Origin of the sequence: Lipingzhangella rawalii, assembly GCF_031628175.1 — a bacterium.
Taxonomy (GTDB): domain Bacteria; phylum Actinomycetota; class Actinomycetes; order Streptosporangiales; family Streptosporangiaceae; genus Lipingzhangella_A; species Lipingzhangella_A rawalii.
In genome coordinates, this window is sequence record NZ_JAVLVT010000002.1 from 191,312 (window position 1) to 212,344 (window position 21,033).

20 protein-coding genes and 1 pseudogene are annotated in these 21,033 nt (G+C 70.0%); 15 read left to right on the forward strand and 6 right to left on the reverse strand.

Annotation, left to right across the window (positions count from 1 at the left end; genetic code table 11):
• Positions 1 to 19 precede the first annotated feature (19 nt).
• The 12 genes and pseudogenes from RIF23_RS06110 to RIF23_RS06165 all read left to right on the forward strand — a co-directional run bounded on the left by RIF23_RS06110 (position 20) and on the right by RIF23_RS06165 (position 12,042).
• Positions 20 to 385, forward strand: coding sequence for a hypothetical protein (locus RIF23_RS06110; RefSeq protein WP_310911406.1), 366 nt, complete (start codon positions 20 to 22; stop codon positions 383 to 385).
• Complete coding sequence (locus tag RIF23_RS06115; RefSeq protein ID WP_310911407.1) at positions 378 to 794, forward strand: hypothetical protein; 417 nt, start codon at positions 378 to 380, stop codon at positions 792 to 794. The genes RIF23_RS06110 and RIF23_RS06115 overlap by 8 nt, the downstream gene beginning before the upstream one ends.
• Positions 791 to 1,651, forward strand: a complete 861-nt coding sequence (locus RIF23_RS06120) for a sulfurtransferase (RefSeq protein WP_310911408.1) — start codon at positions 791 to 793, stop codon at positions 1,649 to 1,651. The genes RIF23_RS06115 and RIF23_RS06120 overlap by 4 nt, the downstream gene beginning before the upstream one ends.
• Positions 1,652 to 1,987: 336 nt before the next feature.
• Positions 1,988 to 4,933 (forward strand): Na+/H+ antiporter subunit A, encoded by a 2,946-nt coding sequence (locus RIF23_RS06125; RefSeq protein WP_310911410.1) that lies wholly within the window; start codon positions 1,988 to 1,990, stop codon positions 4,931 to 4,933.
• Positions 4,930 to 5,358, forward strand: a pseudogene (locus RIF23_RS06130) (Na(+)/H(+) antiporter subunit C); the annotation flags it as partial. The gene RIF23_RS06125 and the pseudogene RIF23_RS06130, both read left to right, overlap by 4 nt.
• Before the next feature lie 39 nt (positions 5,359 to 5,397).
• Complete coding sequence (locus RIF23_RS06135) at positions 5,398 to 7,053, forward strand: Na+/H+ antiporter subunit D (RefSeq protein ID WP_310911411.1); 1,656 nt, start codon at positions 5,398 to 5,400, stop codon at positions 7,051 to 7,053.
• Positions 7,050 to 7,610, forward strand: coding sequence for a Na+/H+ antiporter subunit E (locus tag RIF23_RS06140; protein ID WP_310911412.1), 561 nt, complete (start codon positions 7,050 to 7,052; stop codon positions 7,608 to 7,610). Before RIF23_RS06135 ends, RIF23_RS06140 begins: the two co-directional genes overlap by 4 nt.
• Positions 7,607 to 7,969: a monovalent cation/H+ antiporter complex subunit F gene (locus tag RIF23_RS06145; protein ID WP_407659403.1), complete on the forward strand. Its 363-nt coding sequence runs from the start codon at positions 7,607 to 7,609 to the stop codon at positions 7,967 to 7,969. Before RIF23_RS06140 ends, RIF23_RS06145 begins: the two co-directional genes overlap by 4 nt.
• On the forward strand, positions 7,962 to 8,312 hold the full coding sequence (gene mnhG, locus RIF23_RS06150; protein ID WP_310911413.1) for a monovalent cation/H(+) antiporter subunit G: 351 nt from the start codon (positions 7,962 to 7,964) through the stop codon (positions 8,310 to 8,312). The genes RIF23_RS06145 and mnhG overlap by 8 nt, the downstream gene beginning before the upstream one ends.
• 112 nt (positions 8,313 to 8,424) lie before the next feature.
• A complete protein-coding gene (locus RIF23_RS06155) occupies positions 8,425 to 9,783 on the forward strand; it encodes a S1C family serine protease (protein ID WP_310911414.1) in 1,359 nt (452 codons plus the stop codon).
• A 106-nt stretch (positions 9,784 to 9,889) separates the two neighbouring features.
• Complete coding sequence (locus RIF23_RS06160; protein WP_310911415.1) at positions 9,890 to 10,639, forward strand: response regulator transcription factor; 750 nt, start codon at positions 9,890 to 9,892, stop codon at positions 10,637 to 10,639.
• 2 nt (positions 10,640 to 10,641) lie between these two features.
• Positions 10,642 to 12,042, forward strand: a complete 1,401-nt coding sequence (locus tag RIF23_RS06165; protein ID WP_310911416.1) for a HAMP domain-containing sensor histidine kinase — start codon at positions 10,642 to 10,644, stop codon at positions 12,040 to 12,042.
• A 50-nt stretch (positions 12,043 to 12,092) separates the two neighbouring features.
• Here RIF23_RS06165 and RIF23_RS06170 read toward each other — a convergent pair whose 3' ends face one another.
• Positions 12,093 to 13,763: an ABC transporter permease gene (locus RIF23_RS06170; RefSeq protein ID WP_310911417.1), complete on the reverse strand. Its 1,671-nt coding sequence runs from the start codon at positions 13,761 to 13,763 to the stop codon at positions 12,093 to 12,095.
• Positions 13,763 to 14,683, reverse strand: coding sequence for an ABC transporter ATP-binding protein (locus RIF23_RS06175; protein WP_310911418.1), 921 nt, complete (start codon positions 14,681 to 14,683; stop codon positions 13,763 to 13,765). The genes RIF23_RS06170 and RIF23_RS06175 overlap by 1 nt, the downstream gene beginning before the upstream one ends.
• A 95-nt stretch (positions 14,684 to 14,778) precedes the next feature.
• Here RIF23_RS06175 and RIF23_RS06180 point away from each other — a divergent pair, with 95 nt between their 5' ends.
• Positions 14,779 to 15,336 (forward strand): GbsR/MarR family transcriptional regulator, encoded by a 558-nt coding sequence (locus tag RIF23_RS06180; protein WP_310911419.1) that lies wholly within the window; start codon positions 14,779 to 14,781, stop codon positions 15,334 to 15,336.
• A gap of 79 nt (positions 15,337 to 15,415) precedes the next feature.
• The gene (locus tag RIF23_RS06185) at positions 15,416 to 16,051 is read left to right on the forward strand and encodes a Uma2 family endonuclease (RefSeq protein WP_407659405.1); all 636 of its coding nucleotides are present in this window, start codon (positions 15,416 to 15,418) and stop codon (positions 16,049 to 16,051) included.
• A gap of 80 nt (positions 16,052 to 16,131) precedes the next feature.
• On the opposite strand, the gene RIF23_RS06190 is transcribed toward RIF23_RS06185, so the two are convergent.
• From RIF23_RS06190 to RIF23_RS06200, 3 genes are all read right to left on the reverse strand, one after another.
• Complete coding sequence (locus tag RIF23_RS06190; RefSeq protein WP_310911420.1) at positions 16,132 to 16,905, reverse strand: SDR family oxidoreductase; 774 nt, start codon at positions 16,903 to 16,905, stop codon at positions 16,132 to 16,134.
• A gap of 346 nt (positions 16,906 to 17,251) precedes the next feature.
• Positions 17,252 to 17,602, reverse strand: coding sequence for an STAS domain-containing protein (locus tag RIF23_RS06195; protein WP_310911421.1), 351 nt, complete (start codon positions 17,600 to 17,602; stop codon positions 17,252 to 17,254).
• Positions 17,603 to 17,830: 228 nt separating this feature from the next.
• The gene (locus RIF23_RS06200; protein ID WP_310911422.1) at positions 17,831 to 18,397 is read right to left on the reverse strand and encodes a TetR/AcrR family transcriptional regulator; all 567 of its coding nucleotides are present in this window, start codon (positions 18,395 to 18,397) and stop codon (positions 17,831 to 17,833) included.
• Positions 18,398 to 18,703: 306 nt separating this feature from the next.
• On the opposite strand from RIF23_RS06200, the gene paaN reads away from it, so the two are divergent.
• Entirely contained in the window at positions 18,704 to 20,389 is a 1,686-nt protein-coding gene (paaN, locus tag RIF23_RS06205; RefSeq protein WP_310911423.1) for a phenylacetic acid degradation protein PaaN, read from the forward strand.
• A 49-nt stretch (positions 20,390 to 20,438) separates the two neighbouring features.
• Here the strand turns inward: paaN and RIF23_RS06210 are convergent, their stop codons facing one another.
• Positions 20,439 to 21,002, reverse strand: a complete 564-nt coding sequence (locus tag RIF23_RS06210; RefSeq protein ID WP_310911424.1) for a DUF6069 family protein — start codon at positions 21,000 to 21,002, stop codon at positions 20,439 to 20,441.
• Between the last annotated feature and the right edge of the window lie 31 nt (positions 21,003 to 21,033).

Sequence of the window (21,033 nt, forward strand, 5' to 3'; positions counted from 1 at the left end):
GACTCGTGGGGAGGGCCGCGTGGTCGACTGGCTCAGCATCACCATCGTGGTGGTCTCTGTCGCGGTTGCGGTCTGGACCCTGATAGCCACCGTGCGGGATCAGCCGATGCTCGTACCGCACCTGGCCGGTCTGGCCCTGCTGGAGCTGCTGCTGCTGGTCCAGCTGGGGGTCTCAATCACCCTGATGCTCGGCGGACAGACACCGGAGCAGAATGCCGTGTTCATCGGATATCTCGCCTCTGTGGTGCTGATCCCGCCCGCCGCCGCGGTGTGGGGGCTCACCGAACGCAGCCGCTGGGGCCCGGCGGTGATCGCCTTCTCCGGTGTGGTGTTGATCGCCCTGGTCCTGCGGCTGGACCAGATCTGGACGGCCGGCATTGGCTGACACCCGCCGCGCACCAAGCCAGGGTGGTCCGGCACGCCTGCTGGTGGCCGTGTACGCGGTGTTCGCACTCGCGGCCACGGCCCGGGCCAGCTACCAGATCCTCACCCGCTTCGACGAGGCACCACTGGCCTATCTCCTGTCCGCCTTCGCCGGTGTCGTGTACATCATCGCCACGGTCGCCATGGCCCGGCCGGGGCGGGCCGCACAACGGGTGGCCGTGGTCAGCTGCACCGTGGAACTCGTGGGCGTGCTGCTGGTCGGTGCGGCGAGCCTGCTGGCGCCGGGAGCCTTCCCCGACGATACGGTCTGGTCCCGCTTCGGCAGCGGATACGCATTCCTGCCTCTCGTGCTCCCGATCCTCGGGCTTCTGTGGCTGCGCCGGTCCGGACGGGTACCATCCCGGGCATGACGACGTCCCAGCTTCCGGTGGCCGTATCCGTCGACTGGCTGAACCAGAACCGCGATCAGATCGTTCTCGCCGACGTGCGCTGGTACCTGGACGGGCGCTCGGGCCAGGACGCCTACCGGGAGGGTCACATCCCTGGGGCCGTGTTCGTGGACGTGGACCGGCATCTGGCCGCCCCCGCCAGTCCCGACGGTGGTCGTCACCCGCTGCCCACTCCCGACAACTTCGCACGTGACCTGGGAGAACTGGGAATCGGTGATGACAGCACCGTCGTGGCCTACGACGACTCGGGCGGGGCAACGGCAGCCCGGCTGGTGTGGCTGCTGCGCGCCCTGGGCAGCCGGGCGGCCCTGCTCGACGGTGGCATCCAGGCGTGGCCGGGCGAGCTGGAGCAGGGCACGGTGCAGCCCCAGCCAGCTCGGCGCACTCCCCGCCCGTGGCCGGCGGAACGGATCGCCACCCAGGAGGAGGTCACGGCGCTGGCGAGCTCCGGAAGCCCGGGGTACGGCCGCAGCGTCACCCTCGTCGACGCCCGCGCCCGGGAACGGTTCACCGGCGAATCCCCCGCCCCCGTCGACGCCCGTCCCGGGCATATTCCCGGAGCGCGCAACGCCCCCTGGCAGGACAATCTCACCGCGCAGGGCCACCTCGCGTCGCCAGAGCAGCTGCGTGACCGGTTCGTCCGGATGGGGCTGAGCGAGGGAGACCCGGTGATCGGCTACTGCGGCTCCGGGGTGACGGCCTGTCACACCCTGCTCGCCGTGGAACACGCCGGGCTGGGGCCCGGCCGGCTCTACCCCGGCTCCTGGTCCGTGTGGGGCGCCGACCCCCAGCTGCCCGCCGAGACCGGCGACCCCTGACCTGCACCACCGTCGGGGCATCCGCGCCGCGGCCGGTGGCCCACGGGGGGTGAGGGGGACCCTGGCACCGCGTGGCCGTGGACATCCGGGTTAGTGGGTGGCCACACGGTGGATTGGGACACTCACGGACCATCCTGCGGCACTGGCCGGCACAGACCGAGCCGCCGCGCCGAGGCGGGGACACTCTCCCCCCGGGGCGTCCGGCAACCGCGGGGGAAGAGTGTCCCCACCCCCGTATCCGACTGTGCGAGGCGGTGCCCGACACCCACATCAAAACAGTGACACTGCGTGTCTACTCAACTACGGTTTCTCCGGTAACCGCGGGAGGGGAGGGCCGTGGGACCACTGCTGGTCGCGCACTTCGTCCTGGCGGCAGTCGCACCGCTGCTGGTGTTCTGGTGGGGCCGCAACGCGTTCCTGGTACTGGCGGCACTCCCGGCGGGTACTGCCCTGTGGGCGCTGTGGCAGGCACCCCAGGTGGTCGCCGGACCATCCCCCACCTGGACTGTGGAGTGGGCCCCGGCCTACCACCTCGTCCTCGCCCTGCGCATGGACGTGCTGAGCCTGGTCATGACGGTGGTGGTGACCGGGTTCGGTGCACTCGTCCTCGTCTACTGCGCCCGCTACTTCACCTCCGCCGAACCCGGGCTCGTCCGCTTCGCCGGAGTGATGGTGGCCTTCGCGGGCAGCATGCTCGGACTGGTCCTGGCCGACGACCTGGTGATCCTGTTCGTGTTCTGGGAACTCACTTCCGTCTTCTCCTATCTCCTGATCGGCCACGACGCCGAACGACGCACCAGCCGACGGGCAGCGACCACCGCATTCACCGTCACCACCCTCGGCGGCCTGACGATGCTGGTCGGGGTGGTGATCATCGGCGAAACCGCGGGCGACTACCGGATCAGCCACCTGGTGAGTGATCCCCCAGCCGGGGCCGCGGTCACGGTCGCCGTGGCGCTGCTGTTGGTCGGAGCCCTGTCCAAGTCGGCCCTGCTGCCGTTCAGCCTGTGGTTGCCGGCGGCGATGGCCGCCCCCACCCCCGTCAGTGCCTATCTGCATGCCGCCGCGATGGTGCAGGCGGGGGTGTACCTGGTGGCCCGGCTGGCTCCGGCCTTCAGTGACCTGCTGCTGTGGCAGCTGCTCACCGTGGGAGTGGGCACCGCCACGATGGTCCTGGCCGGGTGGAAGGCTCTGCGCCAGAACGATCTGAAGCTGCTGCTGGCCTACGGAACCGTGAGCCAGCTGGGATTCCTGATCGCCACCCTGGGCCGCGGCACCGACGCGGCCGCCTTCGCCGGGCTGGCGCTGCTGCTCGCACACGCCCTGTTCAAGGCCCCGCTGTTCCTTGTCACCGGCATCGTCGACCACGGAACCGGAACCCGGGACCTGCGCCACCTGTCCGGGCTGTGGCGAGCGATGCCAGCCACCTTCGGGGTTGCCCTCGTCGCGACCGCCTCCATGGCCGGCCTCCCGCCCCTCGCGGGCTTCGTCGCCAAGGAGGCCGTGTTCGAGGCGTTCCTCCACCCCGCCCGTGCGGGGAGCTGGCCCGACACGCTCGTGCTGGCCGCGATGGTCCTGGGCAGCGCCTTCACCGTCGGCTACAGTGCCCGCTTCCTGTGGGGGGCCTTCGCCGACAAACGTGATCTGCCCGGGCTCGCCCCCGCCACGACACACGGCCCCGGTCCGCTGTTCCTCGCCCCGGCGCTGCTGCTGGCCGTGCTGTGCCTGTTCGGTGGCCCGTTCGCCGAATGGCTGTCGCCGGCACTGGCCGGATATGCAACCACTCCCGGCCTCACCGCCGCCCAGTCCGAACTGCACCTGGACCTGGTTAACGGTGTGGGGGTGGCCATGGTGGCCTCGGCGGTGGCCCTGGCGGGAGGGCTACTGCTGTTCCGCTTCCGCGCCCGGGTCGCCCGGCTGGGTGCGCAGTGCGCCCTTCTGGACGCGGACGCGGTCTACCGCCGGGTACTGAGGACGGTGGACACCCTCGCCCTCCAGGTCACCGGGGCCACCCAACGCGGGTCCCTGCCCCTGTACCTGGGGGTTGTCCTGCTCACCCTGCTCGCCGTGACCGGGATTCCCCTCGCCCGGGTCCTGAGCGACGTTCCTGCCGTGGAGCCACGCTGGTGGGACTCCCCCATCCAGGTGGCCCCGGCCCTGATCGTGGCGCTGGCCGCGCTGGGGACCTTGATCGTACGGCAGCGCCTGTTCGCGGTGGTCCTGGCCGGGGTGACCGGGTACGGAACCGCTGTGCTGTTCGTGTTCCAGGGTGCGCCCGACCTGGGACTGACCCAGTTCCTGGTGGAGACCGTCAGCCTCGTGGTGTTCGTTCTGGTGCTGCGCTGCCTGCCCGGCCGGTTCTCCACCCCGGTGCTGCGCAGCCGCCGGCGGTGGAACCTGCTGCTCGGGGTGGCGATGGGCGCGCTGCTGGCCACCCTGTCCATCGTGGCGCTGGCCGGGCGGCAGCATCCGCCGGTCTCCGACGCGTTCGGCGCCGCGGCACAGCAGGCCGGAGGCAGCAACATCGTCTCGATTGTGCTGGTGGACCTGCGGGCCTGGGACACGATGGGTGAGATCTCGGTGCTCGCGGTGGCGGCCACGGGAGTCGCGAGTCTGCTGTTCCTGCTGCGGCGGGTCCCCAACGCGGCACGGCACGCCCCCGGCCCCAGCGTGCCGATCCCGGACCCCGCCGGCGATCCGCAGCAACACCAGCAGCGGTGGCGCTCCCCACCCCTGGCGTGGGCCCGCGCGACCGCAGGGGTCCGTGCGCGGGCCACAGAGCAGGCCTGGCTCCCGGGAGCACTGGCCATCCCCGAGGAGCGTCGTTCGGTGGTCCTGGAGGTGTTGGCACGCATGCTGTTCCACACCATCCTGCTGCTGTCGGTGTATCTCCTACTGACCGGGCACACCTCGGTCGGGGGCGGATTCGCCGGTGGAATCGTGGCCGGACTCGCACTGACCGTCCGCTACCTCGCCGGGGGACGCTTCGAACTCTACGCCGCCTCCCGGCTCCAGCCGGGCTCACTGATCGGCTGGGGATTGACCATCGCCACCGGATCGGCACTCGCCGCGATCCTGACGGGCCACGAGGTCCTCACCAGCACGGTTGTGGATCTGACCCTGCCCGTGCTGGGGCACGTGCACGGCAGTACCTCGCTGGTGTTCGATCTCGGGGTCTACCTGCTGGTACTCGGACTCCTCCTGGACATTCTGCGCAGTCTCGGCGCGCGAATCGACGAGCAGTCCGAACACGCCGGCCGCCCCCAGGAGGTGCGCCCATGACTGTGCTCGCGACCGGGGCCGCGACCACCCCCACGCTCGCGCTGGTGGGCGTGATCGGGGTGTTGGGGGCGGTGGGGACGACCTTGCTGCTGGAGCGCAGCCTCACCCGGATCCTGCTCGGCGTGGTGGTACTCAGCAACGCCATCAATCTGCTGATCCTGGCCGCGGGTGGACCGGCCGGACGGCCACCAATGCTGGAAACGCAGACCACGGCGCCGATGAACGATCCACTTCCGCAGGCCATGGTGCTCACCGCGATCGTGATCACGCTCGGGGTGACCGCGTTCCTCCTCGCGATGGCCTACCGCAGCTGGCAGCTGGAGGGCAACGACGAAGTGCGGGACGACGCCGAGGACCGGCGCATCCTGCGGGCCGCGGAACACGGGGACCTCCGCGCCCAGATCCGCGCCGAACGCGAACGGCTGGCCCGCGCCGAGGACGACGACCTGCGGGGGACCTCCTAGATGGTGGAACTGACCGGGCATCTCGTACCGCTGCCGGTGGTGTTGCCGCTGCTGGCCGCCGGACTGCGGCTGGCTCTGGGCCGACGGTGGCCCCGGCTCCAGCGGGTTCTCAGTGTCACCACCCTGAGTGTGGTGCTGCTGGTGTCGGTGCTCCTGCTGGTCGCCGCGGACACGCACGGCCCCCTGGTGGTGCAGGTCGGGGGCTGGGCCGCTCCGGTGGGAATCTCGCTGGTTGCCGACCGGCTGTCGGCGCTGCTGCTGGTGGTGTCCGTGGCGATCACCCTGGCAGTACTCGTGTACTCCATCGGGCAGGGCATGGTCGACGGCGAGGAAGTGGCGCCGCTGGCGATCTACCATCCCACCTACCTCATCCTGGTCGCCGGCGTCGCCACCGCGTTCCTGGCGGGCGACCTGTTCAACGTGTATGTGGGCTTCGAAGTGTTGCTCACCGCCAGCTATGTCCTGCTCACCCTGGGCGGGACCGGATCCCGGCTGCGGGCGGGGGCCACCTACGTGGTGGTGTCCCTGGTGAGCTCCATGGTGTTCCTGGTTGCGGTTGCCACGATCTACGCCGCCACAGGCACGGTGAACCTGGCCCAGCTCGCCGAGCGGCTGGCCGAGCTTCCCCCGCAACTCCAGCTGGTGCTGCACACCCTGCTGCTCACCGGATTCGCGATCAAGGCCGCAGTGTTCCCCCTCTCGGCCTGGCTTCCCGACTCCTACCCCACCGCGCCCGCCCCGGTCACCGCGGTTTTCGCCGGACTGCTGACCAAAGTCGGGGTGTACACCATGATCCGCACGCAGACCCTGCTGTTTCCGGGCGGCAGCCTGGACACCCTGCTGCTGGTGGTGGCGCTGGCCACCATGCTTGTGGGGATCCTGGGTGCGGTCGCACAGACCGACATCAAGCGGCTGCTGTCATTCACGCTGGTCAGCCACATCGGATATCTGGTGTTCGGCCTGGCGGTGGGCAGCGTCCACGGACTGTCGGCCGCGATCTTCTACGCGGTGCACCACATCACGGTGCAGACCTCCCTGTTCCTCGTGGCGGGGTTGATCGAACGCCGTGGCGGAACAACATCGATGCGTTCCCTGGGGGGCCTGGCCACGCTCTCGCCCGTCCTGGGCATCCTGTTTTTCGTGCCCGCCATGAACCTGGCCGGAATTCCGCCACTGTCCGGGTTCCTGGGCAAGCTGGGTCTGGTCCAGGCGGGCGTGGCCGCGGGCGGACCGCTGGCCTACACCCTGGTCGCGGGCTCGGTCGTGACCAGCCTCCTCACGTTGTACGCGATGGCGCGCCTGTGGGGATACGCCTTCTGGCGTTCTCCGTCCCTGGCCGTGGCCGCGACTCCGGGAACCGTACTGGAGTCGCCGGGGGAACCCGCCCTGACCTCGGCCTATGGGCCGGAGGAGACGGTTGGTCCGGCCTCCCGCCGCACGGTCACCGGTGGCGCCACGACCCTGGGCGGCCAGGCCATCGTCACCACGGCGCGACTACCACGCACCATGACCGGCGCCACCATCGCGCTCGTTGCGTTCGGCCTCGCGTTGACCGTGCTCGCCGGCCCACTGACCGCCTACTGCGAACGCACGGCCAGCGAACTACTCGAGTCGGGGGACGAACACCCGACCCTCGCCCCGGGAGGTGATGGGTGAACGTCAGATCCGCGGGGTCCTGGCAGGACCGGATGGAACGGTACTGGCTCCAGTTTCCGCTGCTGCTGTGGCTGCTCGCCGTGTGGATCCTGCTGCACGGCAGAATCTCTGTACAGGTTCTTGCGGGCGGCGTGGGGATCTCGCTGCTACTCCTGGTGGTTTTCCGGATGCCCGCAGTTGACTACGGGGTACGGCTACGTCCCGGGGCCGCGGCCTGGTTCGTGCTGCGGTTCCTGGCCGATCTGGTGGTGGCCAGCTTGCGCATGGTGGTGCAGGTGTGTAGCCGGCGTCCGCGCTGTGCGGTCCTCGCGATCCCGCTGCGGACCCGCTCGGACGTACTGCTGACGGCCACGGCCATCACCGTCTCCGCGATTCCCGGAACGGTGGTCGTGGAGGTTGGGCGATCCAGTTGGACCTTGTGGGTGCACGCGCTCGGAGCGGTCGACGCTCGGGGGCAGGAGGCCACCCGCATGAGCACCCTGGCGTTGGAGGCCCGGATCACCCGTGCGTTCGGCACCCGCGCCGACCTCTCCCGGCTACAGGAGGAGCAAGAGTGAGCGGCACCACCCTGGTCTGGGCGGCGATTATGGTTCTGTTGACCGCGGCCGCCCTGCTGGCCCTGGCACGGATCGCCCTGGGGCCCTCCATTCTGGACCGGGCCATCTCGCTGGACGTACTGGTCGCGGTCGCGATCGCCGGGCTGGGGACGTTCGCGGCCTTCCACCGGGACCCGGGCCCGCTGCCCATCCTGCTGGTGCTCTCCCTGGTGGGGTTCGTCGGGTCGGTGAGTGTGGCCCGGTTCGTGGCCCGGCGCGTCCCGCCGCGGACCGGGCATCCGGACGATCCCGGGTCCACCACGGGGACGCCGCCGGGGGCCGGCGGCCCCGGGGATCAGGACGGGGGCCGGCATGGCTGAGCTTGTGGAGGCTGTGGCGCTGGGCTGCCTGCTGGCGGGGGCCGCGCTGAGTCTGGTGGCGGGCGTCGGCCTGCTGCGGTTCCCCGACCTACTCACCCGCCTGCACGCCGCCACGAAACCGCAGGTACTGGGGGTGTTGCTCATCCTCGCGGGAATCGAGCTGCGTACCTTCCCCGAGATCAACGCGGGCATCCTGCTGTTGGTGGCCTTCTTCCAGGTGCTCACGGTGCCCGTGGCCGCGCACCTGGTTGCCCGCACCGCCTACCGCACCGGCCGCGGTCGGGCGAGCAACCTCACGCGCGACGATCTGGGCTGGGGTGAGCGCGAGCGTGGGTCGGGGTGAGACACGGACATTCGAACCCCTGACTAGCGGCGGTCTCACCCTCCTCTTACCTACGGTCCCCACCCTGAATGGTGGAACGAGGAAGTGCGGAGCACACAGGAGGGGGATCCGCATGCATCCGAACTCGGAACCGGAGTTCCGGCCACACGGGGAGGAGTCGCCGTCCGGCACCTCCGCGGGGCCGGAGGGCAGCGCCCCGGCAGAGGCAACCGGTGCCGCCCCGCCGGGCGCACCAGCTGGTGCATCCGGTGCCGGTGCGGAACCAGCGGCAGCGCCTGGCGCGGCCCGCGCGTTCGCAGCTTCGGACGCCGTTCCATCAGCGCAGCGGCGGCACTCCACCCCCCGGCTGATCGCGATCGCCGCCGGGACCGCACTGGTCACGAGTCTGGTGGTGGGGCCCGCCGCGGCCCTGGCCACCACCCATCTGTTGGGCGAGCGTGCGGTGGAGAGTTCGTTGGAGGATACCGGAGGGGCCGGTGACGCCTCCGGCTCGCTGCCCAGCAGCGAGGTCAGCGAAGTCGCCAACACGGCCCTACCCAGCGTGGTCTCGATCGAGGCAGGGCAGGGCGGCGGCAGCGGGGTGGTGATCAGCTCCGACGGGCAGATTCTCACCAACAACCACGTGGCCACGGCGGGCCCCGAGGATGAGCTGACCGTGCGGTTCAACGACGGCACCGATGCCGACGCCCAGATCGTGGGCGCCGACCCGGTCTCCGATCTCGCCGTGATCCAGGCCGAGAACGTTGACGGGCTCACGCCCGCGACCTTCGGCGACTCCGACGAGTTGGCGGTAGGTGCGGATGTGGTGGCCATCGGTTCACCGCTGGGCCTGTCCGGGTCGGTCACCTCCGGTGTGGTCAGCGCCGTGGAGCGCCCGGTCAACACGGGCCTCGCCGAGCCCCCCGAGGGTGAGCCGGAGGAGCTGCCGTTCGGTATCGAACCGCCCACGGAAACGCCGCAGGCACAGACGACCACGGTCATCGACGCGATCCAGACGGACGCGCCCATCAACCCGGGCAACTCCGGCGGCCCACTGATGAACGCCGCGGGTGAGGTCATCGGGATCAACACCGCCATCGCCAGTATGGGGGCCGGGGGCACCGAGACGGCCGGGTCGATCGGCTTGGGCTTTGCCATCCCGATCAACCAGGCCGCGCCGATTGCCGAGGAGCTCAGCGAAGGCGGGCCAGCCAGCTACGCCACCCTGGGTGCGACCGTCACCGACGCGCAGAACGGTGCCGGTGTTGTGGATGTCGCCTCCGACGGGGCCGCCGATGAGGCAGGCATCGAATCCGGTGACGTCATCACCCAGGTCGACGACCGCGCCGTCCCCAACGCGGATACGCTCATCGCCGCCGTGCGGTCGAACAGTCCGGGAGACACAGTCACGGTCACGGTGCTCCGCGACGGCGACACCCACGAGGTCGAGGTGGAACTGACGGCCCAGTCCGCCGACAGTGTGGAGGCCTAGCCTCCGGGTCCGGTGGCGAGCGCGGGACCAGCCCGGACCGTGCTGGCCACCGGGGCGAACCGCGTGCCTGGTGCTTGCGGGCGTGGCGATGGTCCACCATGGCGCTATGTGTGCCGACCACCTCCCCCGCTCCCGGATCCTCGTCGCCGACGACGACCGGGCGATCCGCGAGTCTCTGGACCGTGCACTGCGCCTGGACGGCTATGAGGTGTTGCTCGCCACAGACGGTGTACAGACCCTGGCCCGGATGCATGCGGAGCCGGTGGACCTGCTGGTGCTGGACGTGGCCATGCCCCGCGTGGACGGTCTGGGCGTGTGTGAGGTACTCCGCGCTGAGGGAAACCAGGTCCCCATCCTCATGCTGACGGCCCGCGTCACCACACCGGATCGGGTGGCGGGGCTCGACGCCGGCGCCGACGACTACGTACCCAAACCCTTCGAGCTGGACGAGTTCCTGGCCCGGGTGCGGGCCCTGCTGCGGCGAGCCGGCCCGGTCGGAGCCCCGCAGCCGCACCCCGGCACCGCGGCGGCCGCGCACGCCGAATCGTGGACGGAGCGCCAGCTTCAGGTGGCTGACCTGCGGCTCGACGCCGGCGCCCGGCGGGCTTGGCGTGGTCACCGCGAGCTCGAGTTGTCCAAGACCGAGTTCGACCTGCTGGAACTGCTGCTGCGCAACGCCGGCATCGTGTTGGACCGCAGCACCATCTACGACCGCATCTGGGGATACGACTTCGGGCCGGAGTCGAAGAACCTCGCCGTCTACATCAGCTACCTGCGCCGCAAACTGGAACGTGACGGGGAACCACAGCTCATCCACACCGTGCGCGGTGTCGGGTACACGATTCGCGCGGAGTAGCCATGGCCGGGCTGAGCCTACGCACCAAGGTGGCGATGGCGTTCCTTGTCATCGCCGCGCTCGTCGCCGCCGCGGTGGGTGCGCTGGCCTACCAGTCGGCCTCCCTGCTGATCCGCGCCGACGCCGAGCAACGCTTCGCCGACGTCGTCGACCAGGCCGCTGACAACCTGCGTGCGGGGCGCGGAATCGCGCTCTGGTTCGAGGACACCCCGCCACCGGCCACCAGCGAGAACTTCGACGTGCTCAGTCAGGAGGAGCTGAGTGTGCAGGTGCTGCACCCCGACGGGAGGGTCCTCACCCGCCCGGACAGCCCGCGCGCGGTGCTTCCGCCCACCGCGGCGGAGCTGGAACTGGCCCGCTCCGCAGACGCGGGGGCGGTGGAGCTGCGGGAGGTCGACCACGCCGGAGAGCGGTTCCGCACCGCCACGCTGGCCCTCGGCGGTGGCAACGGGGCCCTGCAACTGGCCCAGGCGATCTCCCCCACCGAGCAGCTTCTGCGTAGCCTGCGCACCCAGATGCTGGTGGTCGGGGGCGCGATCGCGCTCGTGGCCGGGGCCGTGGGCTGGTTCGTAGGTTGGCGGCTCACCCGGCGGCTCGCCCGCCTGACCGCGGCGGCCGAACACATCAGTGCCACCGGAAAACTGGAACCGATGGCCCCCGGCGACATCGGTTCGGGCAGCGACGAAGTTGGGCGGCTGGCCGGAGCGTTCACCGCGATGCTGGCCCGGCTGGCCGGTGCCCGCCAGGACCAGCGCCGACTCGTCGAAGATGCTGCGCACGAACTCCGCACCCCCCTCACCAGCGTCCGCACGAACGTGTCCATGCTGCGCCACCTGGACCGCATGCCCGCTGCGGAGCGCGACCAGCTGCTGGCGGACCTTCAGGGCGAGACGCGGGAACTCGCCGACCTCGTGGGCGAGGTGGTGCGGCTGGCCACCGACCAGCACGCCACGGAGGAGTCCCAGGACGTGGACCTGGGCGCCTTGGCGGAGCGGGCCGCGGCGCGCACCCGACGCCGCTACGACCACGAGATCAGCGTGCGCACCGTCCCAGAGGGGTCCCGGCCGGTGGTCACGGCACGGCCGCACGCCCTGGAACGCGCCCTCACCAACATCGTGGAGAACGCCGCGAAACTCGCTCCCATGTCCGCAGGCCCCATCGAGATCGAGGTTCAGGGAACGCGGGTCGCCGTCGCCGACCGTGGCCCCGGAATCGCCGACGCGGACCGAAACCGGATATTCGACCGCTTCTACCGCGCCGAGGTCTCGCGCGCCCTTCCCGGCTCCGGCTTGGGCCTGGCGATCGTACGCGAGATTGTGGAACAGCATGGCGGCACCGTGTTCGCCCGGCACCGTCCCGGTGGCGGGGCCGTGATCGGGTTCGACCTGCCCACGCAGTCCTGACGGTGCCCGGACCGAACCCGGTGCCGCCCGGGACTCGGCGGGGCCGGCCCTCAGTCGGGCTGGATATCACGCCGGCGGAAGCCGAACAGCCCGCCCGCGACCAGGGCGAGGGCCAGCCCGGACAGTGCGAGCACCGGGGCCCACTCCAGGTCTTGATGGGGCAGCTCCGCGACGTGCAGGAACGGCGAGGCGTCCATCATCCACTGCGGAAGGTCCAGCAGTGGTCCGAACATCCACACCAGGAAGGAGTAACCCAGCACCGCCCACACCAGGGGGGACAGGCGGGGCCACCAGCCGTACAGGAACGTGGCGAGGCCAACCAACACGGCCAGTGCCGGCAGATGCACCATCTGGGCACCTACCAGGCGCGGGATCTCGACCAGGTCCGCCTGCTGGATGGCGTAGACGGTTCCGGCCGCGAGCCCGGCGACGGCGAGCAGGGCCGCGGATCCGAGCAGTGCAACGAGGACGTGTGCGCCGAGCCAGTGCCAGCGGGACACCGCGGTGGCCAGCACGGCCTCGGCTCCACCCGCGTGCTCCGCGCCGCGGACACGCAGCAGCGTCTGAAGGGTATAGCCGCCGGCCACCATCGCCAGGAACAGGAAGTAGAACCCGAACATGGCCTGGTCGAGCGCGGCCGCGTCGAACTGCACGAAGTTCTCGTAGAACTCGATCTCGCGCAGCTGCTCCGCCTCTCCGGAGAGCACCCCACCGAACAGGCCGAAGGCCACCATCGTTGCCCCCCAACCGAGCAGTCCGGCGCGTTGCTGCCGGAACACCAGCCCCAGGGGGCTGACCAGCCACGCCCGAGCCCGCGCCCGGCCCGGCCGGGGCCGCAGCAGCCCGCTCCCGAAATCGCGGCGGACGTTGAGGGCGTAGGCGCAGGCGGCCAGTGCCAGGGCGAGGCCCACGAGTGGGAGCAGCGGCCACCACTCTTCCTGCGCGTAGGGCCGTAGCGCCTGGGTCCACCCCACCGGCGAGTACCAGACCAGGACGTTGTCGGCGACGTCGCCGGCGGCCCGCACGGCGAACGCGACCGCGAACAGCGCGCAGGACAGGCCCACCGCGGCTCGCGCATACTCGGTGATCTGGGCAAAGACCAGGGCCAGGGCGGTGCACACCAGGCCGAGACCCGCCATGGAGACGCCGAAGGCCATCGAGCCGGTCCAGGGCATCCCCACCGCAGCCAGCCCCAGGCCCAGCAGCGCACCCAGCAGGACGATGCTCCCACCCACGACGGCCAGGGTCGCGGTGATGGCGGCGTGCCGCCCCACCACGCCGGCGCGCACCAGCTCCGCCCGTCCGCTCTCTTCTTCTCCGCGGGTGTGCCGTACCGCCAGGAAGATTCCCATCAACGCGACCAGGATGATGGTGGTTGCGCTGAGTTCGTTGGCGATGAGGGGACCGATGGTGTCGGTGCTGGCCTCGGCGAGGCCGTACCCCGGCCCGGTCAGCGCAATCCCGGCCGGGTTGCCCTGCAACAGTGCGATGCGGGCGGCGATCTCGGCGTCGTCCTGGAAGATGTCGGTAAAGCTGGCCGCGGATCCCACCACCGTGGCGGTGATCGCGACCAGCCACACGGGTATGCGCAGGCGGTCGCGGCGCAGCTGGAAGCGGATCAGTGTGCCCGTTCCCGCGAATGCGTCCGCCGGACGACGCGGCGCCACGGCGGTGGTCTCCCGCTCGGGGGTGGCCACGGGGCTGTCGGCTCGGCTGCCCATCACCCTGCTCCGTTTCCGACTCCGTTACGTTCGGCCAGCTCGGCTCCGTAGTGCCGCAGGAACAGCTGTTCCAGGGTGGGTGGGCGGCTGACGAGGCTGCGCACCCCGAAGCTCGTCACGTGCCGCAGCACGCCGTCGATGTGCTCGGTGTCGACGTCGAACCGCACCCGGCTGTCCGTGGTCTCGATGTCGTGCACTCCGGGCAGATCTGCGAGCCCGGTCAGCTCCTGGAGGGTCTCGGCCTCGATGGTGGTTCGGGTCAGGTGCCGCAACTCGGCCAGGGTGCCCGACTCGACCGTGCGCCCGGCACGAATAATGCTCACCCGGTCGCACAGGGCCTCGACCTGGGCCAGGATGTGGCTGGACAGCAGCACGGTGCGGCCCATCCTGGTCTGCTCCCGGATGCACTCCTGGAATACCGCCTCTACCAGTGGGTCCAGGCCGGAGGTGGGCTCGTCCAGCACCAGCAGTTCGGCATCGGAGGCCAACGCGGCCACGATGGCGACCTTCTGCCGGTTGCCTTTGGAGTAGGTGCGTGCCTTCTTCGTGGGATCCAGGTTGAATCGTTCCACGAGGTCACGGCGCCGCTGCTCGTGCAGGCCGCCGCTGAGGCGGCCGAGGATGTCGATGGCCTCGCCGCCGGTGAGGTTCGGCCAGAGGTTCACGTCGCCGGGGACGTAGGCCAGGCGCCGATGGAGTGCCACGGCATCGGCCCAGGGATCGCCGCCGAGCAGCTGCGCCCGACCCCCGTCCGCGCCGAGCAGCCCCAGCAGGATACGGATGGCAGTGGTTTTTCCGGCCCCATTCGGCCCCAGGAATCCGTGGACCTCTCCCCGAGCGACGGACAGGTCCAGCCCGTCCAACGCACGCACGTGCCCGAAGGTCTTCACCAGGCCGGTGGCCGAGATCACGTCGTTCATCCCGACAGAGTAACACTGTTTTCATGAATTTGTGAAACAATATAACTCTATAATCTATTCGATCTTGGTAATCTGGCCGGTGGGGGAGGTGACGGGTGACCGAACACGCTCACGAGCCGGAGCACCAACGCGACGACGCCCAGGCATGGGCGGTGGAACGCATGGCCGTGCTGCTCACGGAGCAGGGCATACCGCGAATGATGGCCCGCGTCTTCGCCTTCGCCCTGGTCGACGACGCCGACCGCTACACCGCGAGCGAACTCGCCGAGGGGATTCGGGTCAGCCAGGCGGCCATATCGGGGGCGGTACGGCCCCTGGTGCACATGGGTCTGCTGGATCGGGTCCGCGAACCGGGCGCACGCAGCGACCACTACCGCCTCTACGACGAGGACGTGTGGAGCGCGATCATGCTCCAGCGCGGCCCGCTCCTGGAACGCTGGGAGCAGGCCACGGCCGAGGCCATGTCCCAGCTCCCCGAGGGCCCGGGCCGGCGCCGGCTGAACGAAACCCGGGAGTTCATGGCCTACATGCGCACGGAGCTGCCGAACCTGGTCAAGCGGTGGCAGGAGCACCGGGCTCAGCTCCACACCACGCAGACCGGCGCCGAGGCGACACCCGCCACCCCGGAGGCCGAGGATCGCGAGACCCACTGAGCCACCCGGTCTCTTCGCCGATTCGGCCACCGCGTGTCGTCACCCCGCGTCACACTGGTGACCATGCATGCAAGGAGGCATGATGGTAACTATGGCGATCAGCGATCCGGAGACACCCGGGAGCACCCCGCCCGAGAAGCCACTGACAGTGGAAGACCTGGCCCGGATGCCGGACGATGGGCAGATCTACGAGCTGGCGGACGGGAGGCTGGACGTGACCCCCGCCCCCGCCTCCCCCCACACCCGCGCGGAAACACGGCTATCCTGGCAGCTGATCAACAGCGCCCCCGAGGATGTCGAGATCCAGACCGGCCCCGGGGTGACCCTGAACGACCAGCGCACCAGCCACCGGATTCCCGACGTGGCCGTGTTCCGCGCCGGCGCGTTGGAGCGCCCCTACTTCACCACGCCCCCGCTGCTGGCGGTGGAGGTGGTCTCGCCGGAGAGCGTGCTGCGGGACCACCACCGCAAGAAGCGCGAGTACGCCGCTTTCGGCGTGGAGTCCTACTGGATCGTTGACCCCTCGCTGGAGAAGCCCGGCATTATCGAACTCCGGCTCAGCGACGGCGAATACACCGAGGTCACACAGGTTCTCGGCGACGACGTATTCGCCACGAAGCAGCCCTTCCCGGTGCGGATCGTGCCGACGTGGCTGGTCGCTGACGGACCCTGGCGCCGGCACATTGGCGGCGAGGCGGACACACCCGGTCGTTGAGCGTGTGCCGGGCGGGAGGTGGTCGCCACAGCGGCTTCCGGTGGCCGCCAGCGACACGATCGGGCCGGACCGCGGTGCGACTACAGCGAGCGCAGGAACCCGCCGTCGCAGCGGACCTGGCTTCCGGTGACGAACGAGGCCCGCGCGCTGGCGAGGAAGGTCACCACCGCAGCGAACTCCTCCGGGGTGCCGAGTCGCCCGGTGGGAATCGCGGCGATCGCCTGGTCCCGCGCCTGCTGCGGGGTGACGCCGGTGCGTTCGGCCGTGGCCCGGTCCAGAGCGGCAACCCGCTCGGTGTCGATCCTGCCCGGAAGCACCATGTTGACCGTTACCCCGTCCGCGGCGACCTCGGCGGCCAGGGTCTTGAGGTAGCTGGCCAGGGCCGCACGACCCGCGTTGGAGCCCACCATGGTCGGGGCGGGCTGCTGCACGAACGAGGAGCCCACCGCCACAATCCGGCCCCACCCGCGCTCCCGCATCCCCGGCAGGGCTGCCATGGCCAGCTGCTGATGCACCAGCAGCTGGGTATGCATCGCCTCAGCCAACTCCTCGGTCGTGACCTCCTGGGCACTGCGTGGCGCTGGCCCGCCGCCGTTCAGCACACACACATCCACCCGGCCGAAGCGCTCCGTGGCCGCATCAACGAGCCGCTGCGGGGCACCCTGCTCGGTGAGGTCCAGCTCCACCGGCAGTGCCGCGGGTAGCTGCGCCGCGTGCTCCCACAGCAGGTCCCCACGCCGTGCCGCCAGTACCACGTTGGCTCCCTCTGCGGCGAGCTCCCGCGCGACAGCCAGACCGAGCCCACTACTCGCGCCCGGAACGACCGCCGTACGCCCGGCAAGCCCCAGATCCATGACGTGCTCCCTTCGATTGACGGACCGGCCGCCCATTGTGCCGGACCACCAGGCGGACTGGAGACGTATGCGCCTGCCCACCGAGCGGGACGCTGCGAACGGTACGGTGCTGGACCGCCCCCATCCCCGGAGTTCCCCGGACATCAAGCACCCCGTCACCCCAGCCCACTTCACAACCAGACGCGCCGAACCCAGCCGGAGGGCGTGACGTCACGGTCGGGTGAGCGTGGCACACGAAGGATTCCTGGTGGATGCCCTGGTGAACCAGACAGCTCCACGACACGACCGGAGCTTGCTCCTGCTCAGTGCGACGCACCGTCGCGAGGCGAGACAATCCGCCGGGACCTCACGCCGAACCTCCGCTGCGCAGTGCGTCCGCGACCGTGGCATGTACCGGGATCCGTCGGTCGATCGCGGTCACGTGCAGGATCTGCGCGACGCGGTGGGTGGCCGCCGCGAGTGCGATCTGGCTGGAATGCTGCTGAGCGACCTTGTGACACTGGATCAACGCCCGCAGTCCGCTGGAATCGATGAAGCTCAACCGCTCGCAGTCCAGGATGGCGTGTGTCCCCGGGGTCTCGGCGAGTGCCGTGATCTCGGCGCGGAAGTCCTCGGCGGTGGCGATGTCGATCTCACCGTCCAACTCGACGACAACCGCGTGCTCGTGGGAGGTGGGCGTGGTCTTGAGTGCAGACATGCACGAACTCCAGGATCTGGACGTGGGGATGGGCGGCTCGGAGGGGAATCCCACGTCCGGCTCGGCCACAGGCTCGGTAACTGCACGGGCACCGTGGCACAGTCCACCACGACTATCCTCGAGCTGCGGACCAGCACGAGATTTTACCACAATGACCCCAGGATCCGAGCACATTCGCATCCCGATACCGTCGATTCCAGCCTCGGTTCGACCTGATCTCCCCCGGACCTAGCGATCCGGCTGCCCCCCACCGTGGGACCGCAGCCCGTCGAAGGCGACGGCCGCGATCGTGCGCGCCAGATCCTCGGCCCCAAGCCCCTGGCCCGGGCGATACCACTCCACGGTGGAGTTCACCATGCCGAACAGCAGTCGACTGGCCACCGCGGGATCGAGGTCACAGCGGACTTCCCCGCTGTCCATGCCCGCGCGCACCAGCTCCGTGATCCGATGGTCGAACTCCCGGCGGCGGCGCAATGCTCGCCGTTCCACCTCCGTGTTACCGCGCACCCGCAGCAGTAGGGTGACGTGGGGCAGTTCGGCGTCCAGGACCCGCACGCTGCGCAGCAACACGTACTCCAGCCGCTCCATCGCCGAGCCCGTGGTCCCCGCCGAGTCCTCCAGCACTGCGAACAGCGCGTCCAGCGCGCGGTCGAGGGACTGCCCCAGGAGGGCCTCCTTGCCCGGTACGTGGTGGTAGATCGCGGACTTGGTGACCCCGAGGGCACGGGCGAGATCCTCCATGCTGGTTCCCTCGTAGCCCTGTTCGTTGAACAGCTCCACCGCGGTCCGCAGCACCGACTCCGCATCATGACCGGGGCGTCCCGCACGGCGACGCGGGACGGGGGCAGAACCGACAGACCTAGGCACGATTCCCCATGATTCCAGACCACGACCACTCGGCGACGCGAATAAGCTCCCCGAATGCTGTGGACGCGACGACACCCCCCGTCCCCGCCGCCGTCCAACGCCGGGCGAGCACCACCATGACCCTTGCATACTGAACGAACGGTCGGTTAGGAATGCAGCATAGTCACCATCCAGGGCGGTGCCGCCGGGGACCGTCAGCGGCATCGGAACCGCAGCGGCGGAGAGGACGGAACAGTGGGCAAGGTGGCCACCACGGATACGACACACCTGTTCGAGCGCCATCGGGGCACGCTTGATGACGCTATCGCCGCGATCCAGGGCAGACACTTCTACGCGCCCTACCCCGAGTCGCCCAGTCCGCGCGTGTATGGCGACGACGCGGCCGACCGCGGCAGGGAGGCCTTCGAGGGCTACCTGGGCAATGCGTTCCCGGTGGAACTTCCGGGATCCCGGGGGCAGGTCCGCACCGAACACTCCCCCTACGGCATTCCCCTCGATATCGCCTACCCACATGCCGACGCCACCGCGGTGGTCGCGGCCGCCGAGGCGGCGCTGCCCTCCTGGCGTGACGCCGGGATTCACGCACGGGCGGGAGTGTGTCTGGAGATCCTGGACCGACTCAACCGCCGCAGCTTCGAAATGGCCCACGCGGTGCAGCACACCAGCGGCCAGGCCTTCGTCATGGCCTTCCAGGCGGGTGGGCCCGAGGCACAGGCTCGCGGCCTGGAGGCGCTGGCCTACGGCTACGACCTCATCACGCGCTACGCCGGCGAGGTGCGTTGGGAGAAACCGCAGCGCAAGGGCGATCCACTGGTTCTGGACAAGCGGTTCTCGGCCGTCCCCCGAGGCGTGGCCCTCCTGATCACCTGCAACACCTTCCCCACCTGGAACGCCTATCCGGCCCTGTTCGCCAGTCTGGTCACGGGCAATCCGGTGGTGGTCAAACCGCACCCGGGAGCTGTCCTGCCCCTGGCCATCACCGTGGCGGTGGCGCGGGAGGTGCTGGCCGAGGTCGGCCTCGACCCCAACACGGTCCTGTTGGCTGCGGAGGAGACCGACGAACGGATCGCCCGGGATCTCGCCCTGGATCCGGCGGTACGCATCGTGGACTTCACCGGCTCCACCGAATTCGGTAACTGGCTGGAGACCAATGCCCGCCAGGCCTTCGTGAACACCGAGAAGGCCGGTGTGAACGGTGTCGTCATCGACTCCACGGACAACTACGCCGGGATGCTGGACAACCTCGCGTTCTCCCTGTCGCTGTACAGCGGCCAGATGTGCACGACGCCGCAGAACATCTTCCTGCCGCGCGGGGGCATCGGGACCGAGGAGGGTCACCGCAGCGCCGCCCAGGTACAGGCCGACCTGGCTGCTGCGGTGGATCGGCTCCTTGGGGACGAGAAGCGGGCGACCGGAGTTCTGGGGGCGATCGCCAACGACGGGGTGGCTCGACGGATCGAGGCCGCCGCATCGAGCGGGGAGGTCATCCGTCCCGCGCATGCGATCACACATCCGGAGTTTCCCGAGGCACGTGTCAGTAGCCCGGTCATGGTGGGTTTGCGTGCCGAGTCCAGCGATGCCTTCCGCACCGAGCAGTTCGGGCCGATTTCCTTTGTCGTCGAAACCGAGGACACGGCACACTCCCTGCGGCTCCTGGAGGAGACCGTCCGCGCCCGGGGCGCCCTGACCGCCGCGGTGTACTCGACCGACTCCGCCACGCTGGAATCGGCCGAACGGACCGCGCACACGGTCGGGGTGAACATCTCGGCGAATCTCACCGGACAGGTGTACGTGAACCAGTCGGCCGCGTTCAGTGACTACCACGGCACCGGCGCCAACGCCGCCGCGACCGCTTCCCTCACCGACCCCGGATTCGTTGCCGGACGGTTCGCCTTCGTCCAGGCGCGGCGACCGCACTGACCGGACCGGTGCGGTCCGCGGGCGCGGGCCGCACCGCAGGCATGCCAACCTAGTCGCCGTAGGCCCGGGTCTCCGCGTTGGGGTCGTAGCCGTCCTGACGTTGCCGTCCCGAGCGTTCCCACGCGTCCCGCCGGCCGGATCCGTACCCGCCACCACCGCTCTGCCTGCGGGGGAACTGCTGGGCGGACGCAGCGACCCCACTCAACAGGGTGACAATCGCCACTCCGGCGACCAGGTTGATTGCGGCGGTCGCCACCTGGCTCTCGAGGGCCGCCTCCTGGGTGAACGGGCTCACCGCGGCAACGGCCGTGGCCAGACCACCAATCCACCCGAAGAAGCTCAGCGGACTCGGGGCACTCGTCAACAGCAGGTGTAGGAGCCCCGCGGCCAACAGGGCCGCGAGCGCGGCACTGGCCGCGTAGAAGCCCGTGGTCGCGTTTCCGAGATGACCATCCTCCTCGGGAGCAAGGATGGCGATTCCGAAGACACTCCGTGCGATCAGCACTCCGACGATGATGACCAGCCCGGCGACGGCGGCCGTTGCCAGACCGCCGGCCCAGAGCCGTCCGGCGTTGACCCCCGAGGTGTCCGAGTCGTAGCCGTACCCACTCATGGCGCGTTCCCCCCGTGACCTTGCCAGCGAG

Coding starts and splice junctions, on each gene's coding strand:
- RIF23_RS06210 (WP_310911424.1), bottom strand. CDS start 21,002: ATGAGTGGGTACGGCTACGACTCGGACACCTCGGGGGTCAACGCCGGA.
- RIF23_RS06175 (WP_310911418.1), bottom strand. CDS start 14,683: ATGAACGACGTGATCTCGGCCACCGGCCTGGTGAAGACCTTCGGGCAC.
- RIF23_RS06190 (WP_310911420.1), bottom strand. CDS start 16,905: ATGGATCTGGGGCTTGCCGGGCGTACGGCGGTCGTTCCGGGCGCGAGT.
- RIF23_RS06170 (WP_310911417.1), bottom strand. CDS start 13,763: ATGGGCAGCCGAGCCGACAGCCCCGTGGCCACCCCCGAGCGGGAGACC.
- RIF23_RS06195 (WP_310911421.1), bottom strand. CDS start 17,602: ATGTCTGCACTCAAGACCACGCCCACCTCCCACGAGCACGCGGTTGTC.
- RIF23_RS06135 (WP_310911411.1), top strand. CDS start 5,398: ATGGTGGAACTGACCGGGCATCTCGTACCGCTGCCGGTGGTGTTGCCG.
- mnhG (WP_310911413.1), top strand. CDS start 7,962: ATGGCTGAGCTTGTGGAGGCTGTGGCGCTGGGCTGCCTGCTGGCGGGG.
- RIF23_RS06120 (WP_310911408.1), top strand. CDS start 791: ATGACGACGTCCCAGCTTCCGGTGGCCGTATCCGTCGACTGGCTGAAC.
- RIF23_RS06165 (WP_310911416.1), top strand. CDS start 10,642: ATGGCCGGGCTGAGCCTACGCACCAAGGTGGCGATGGCGTTCCTTGTC.
- RIF23_RS06155 (WP_310911414.1), top strand. CDS start 8,425: ATGCATCCGAACTCGGAACCGGAGTTCCGGCCACACGGGGAGGAGTCG.
- RIF23_RS06185 (WP_407659405.1), top strand. CDS start 15,416: ATGATGGTAACTATGGCGATCAGCGATCCGGAGACACCCGGGAGCACC.
- RIF23_RS06160 (WP_310911415.1), top strand. CDS start 9,890: ATGTGTGCCGACCACCTCCCCCGCTCCCGGATCCTCGTCGCCGACGAC.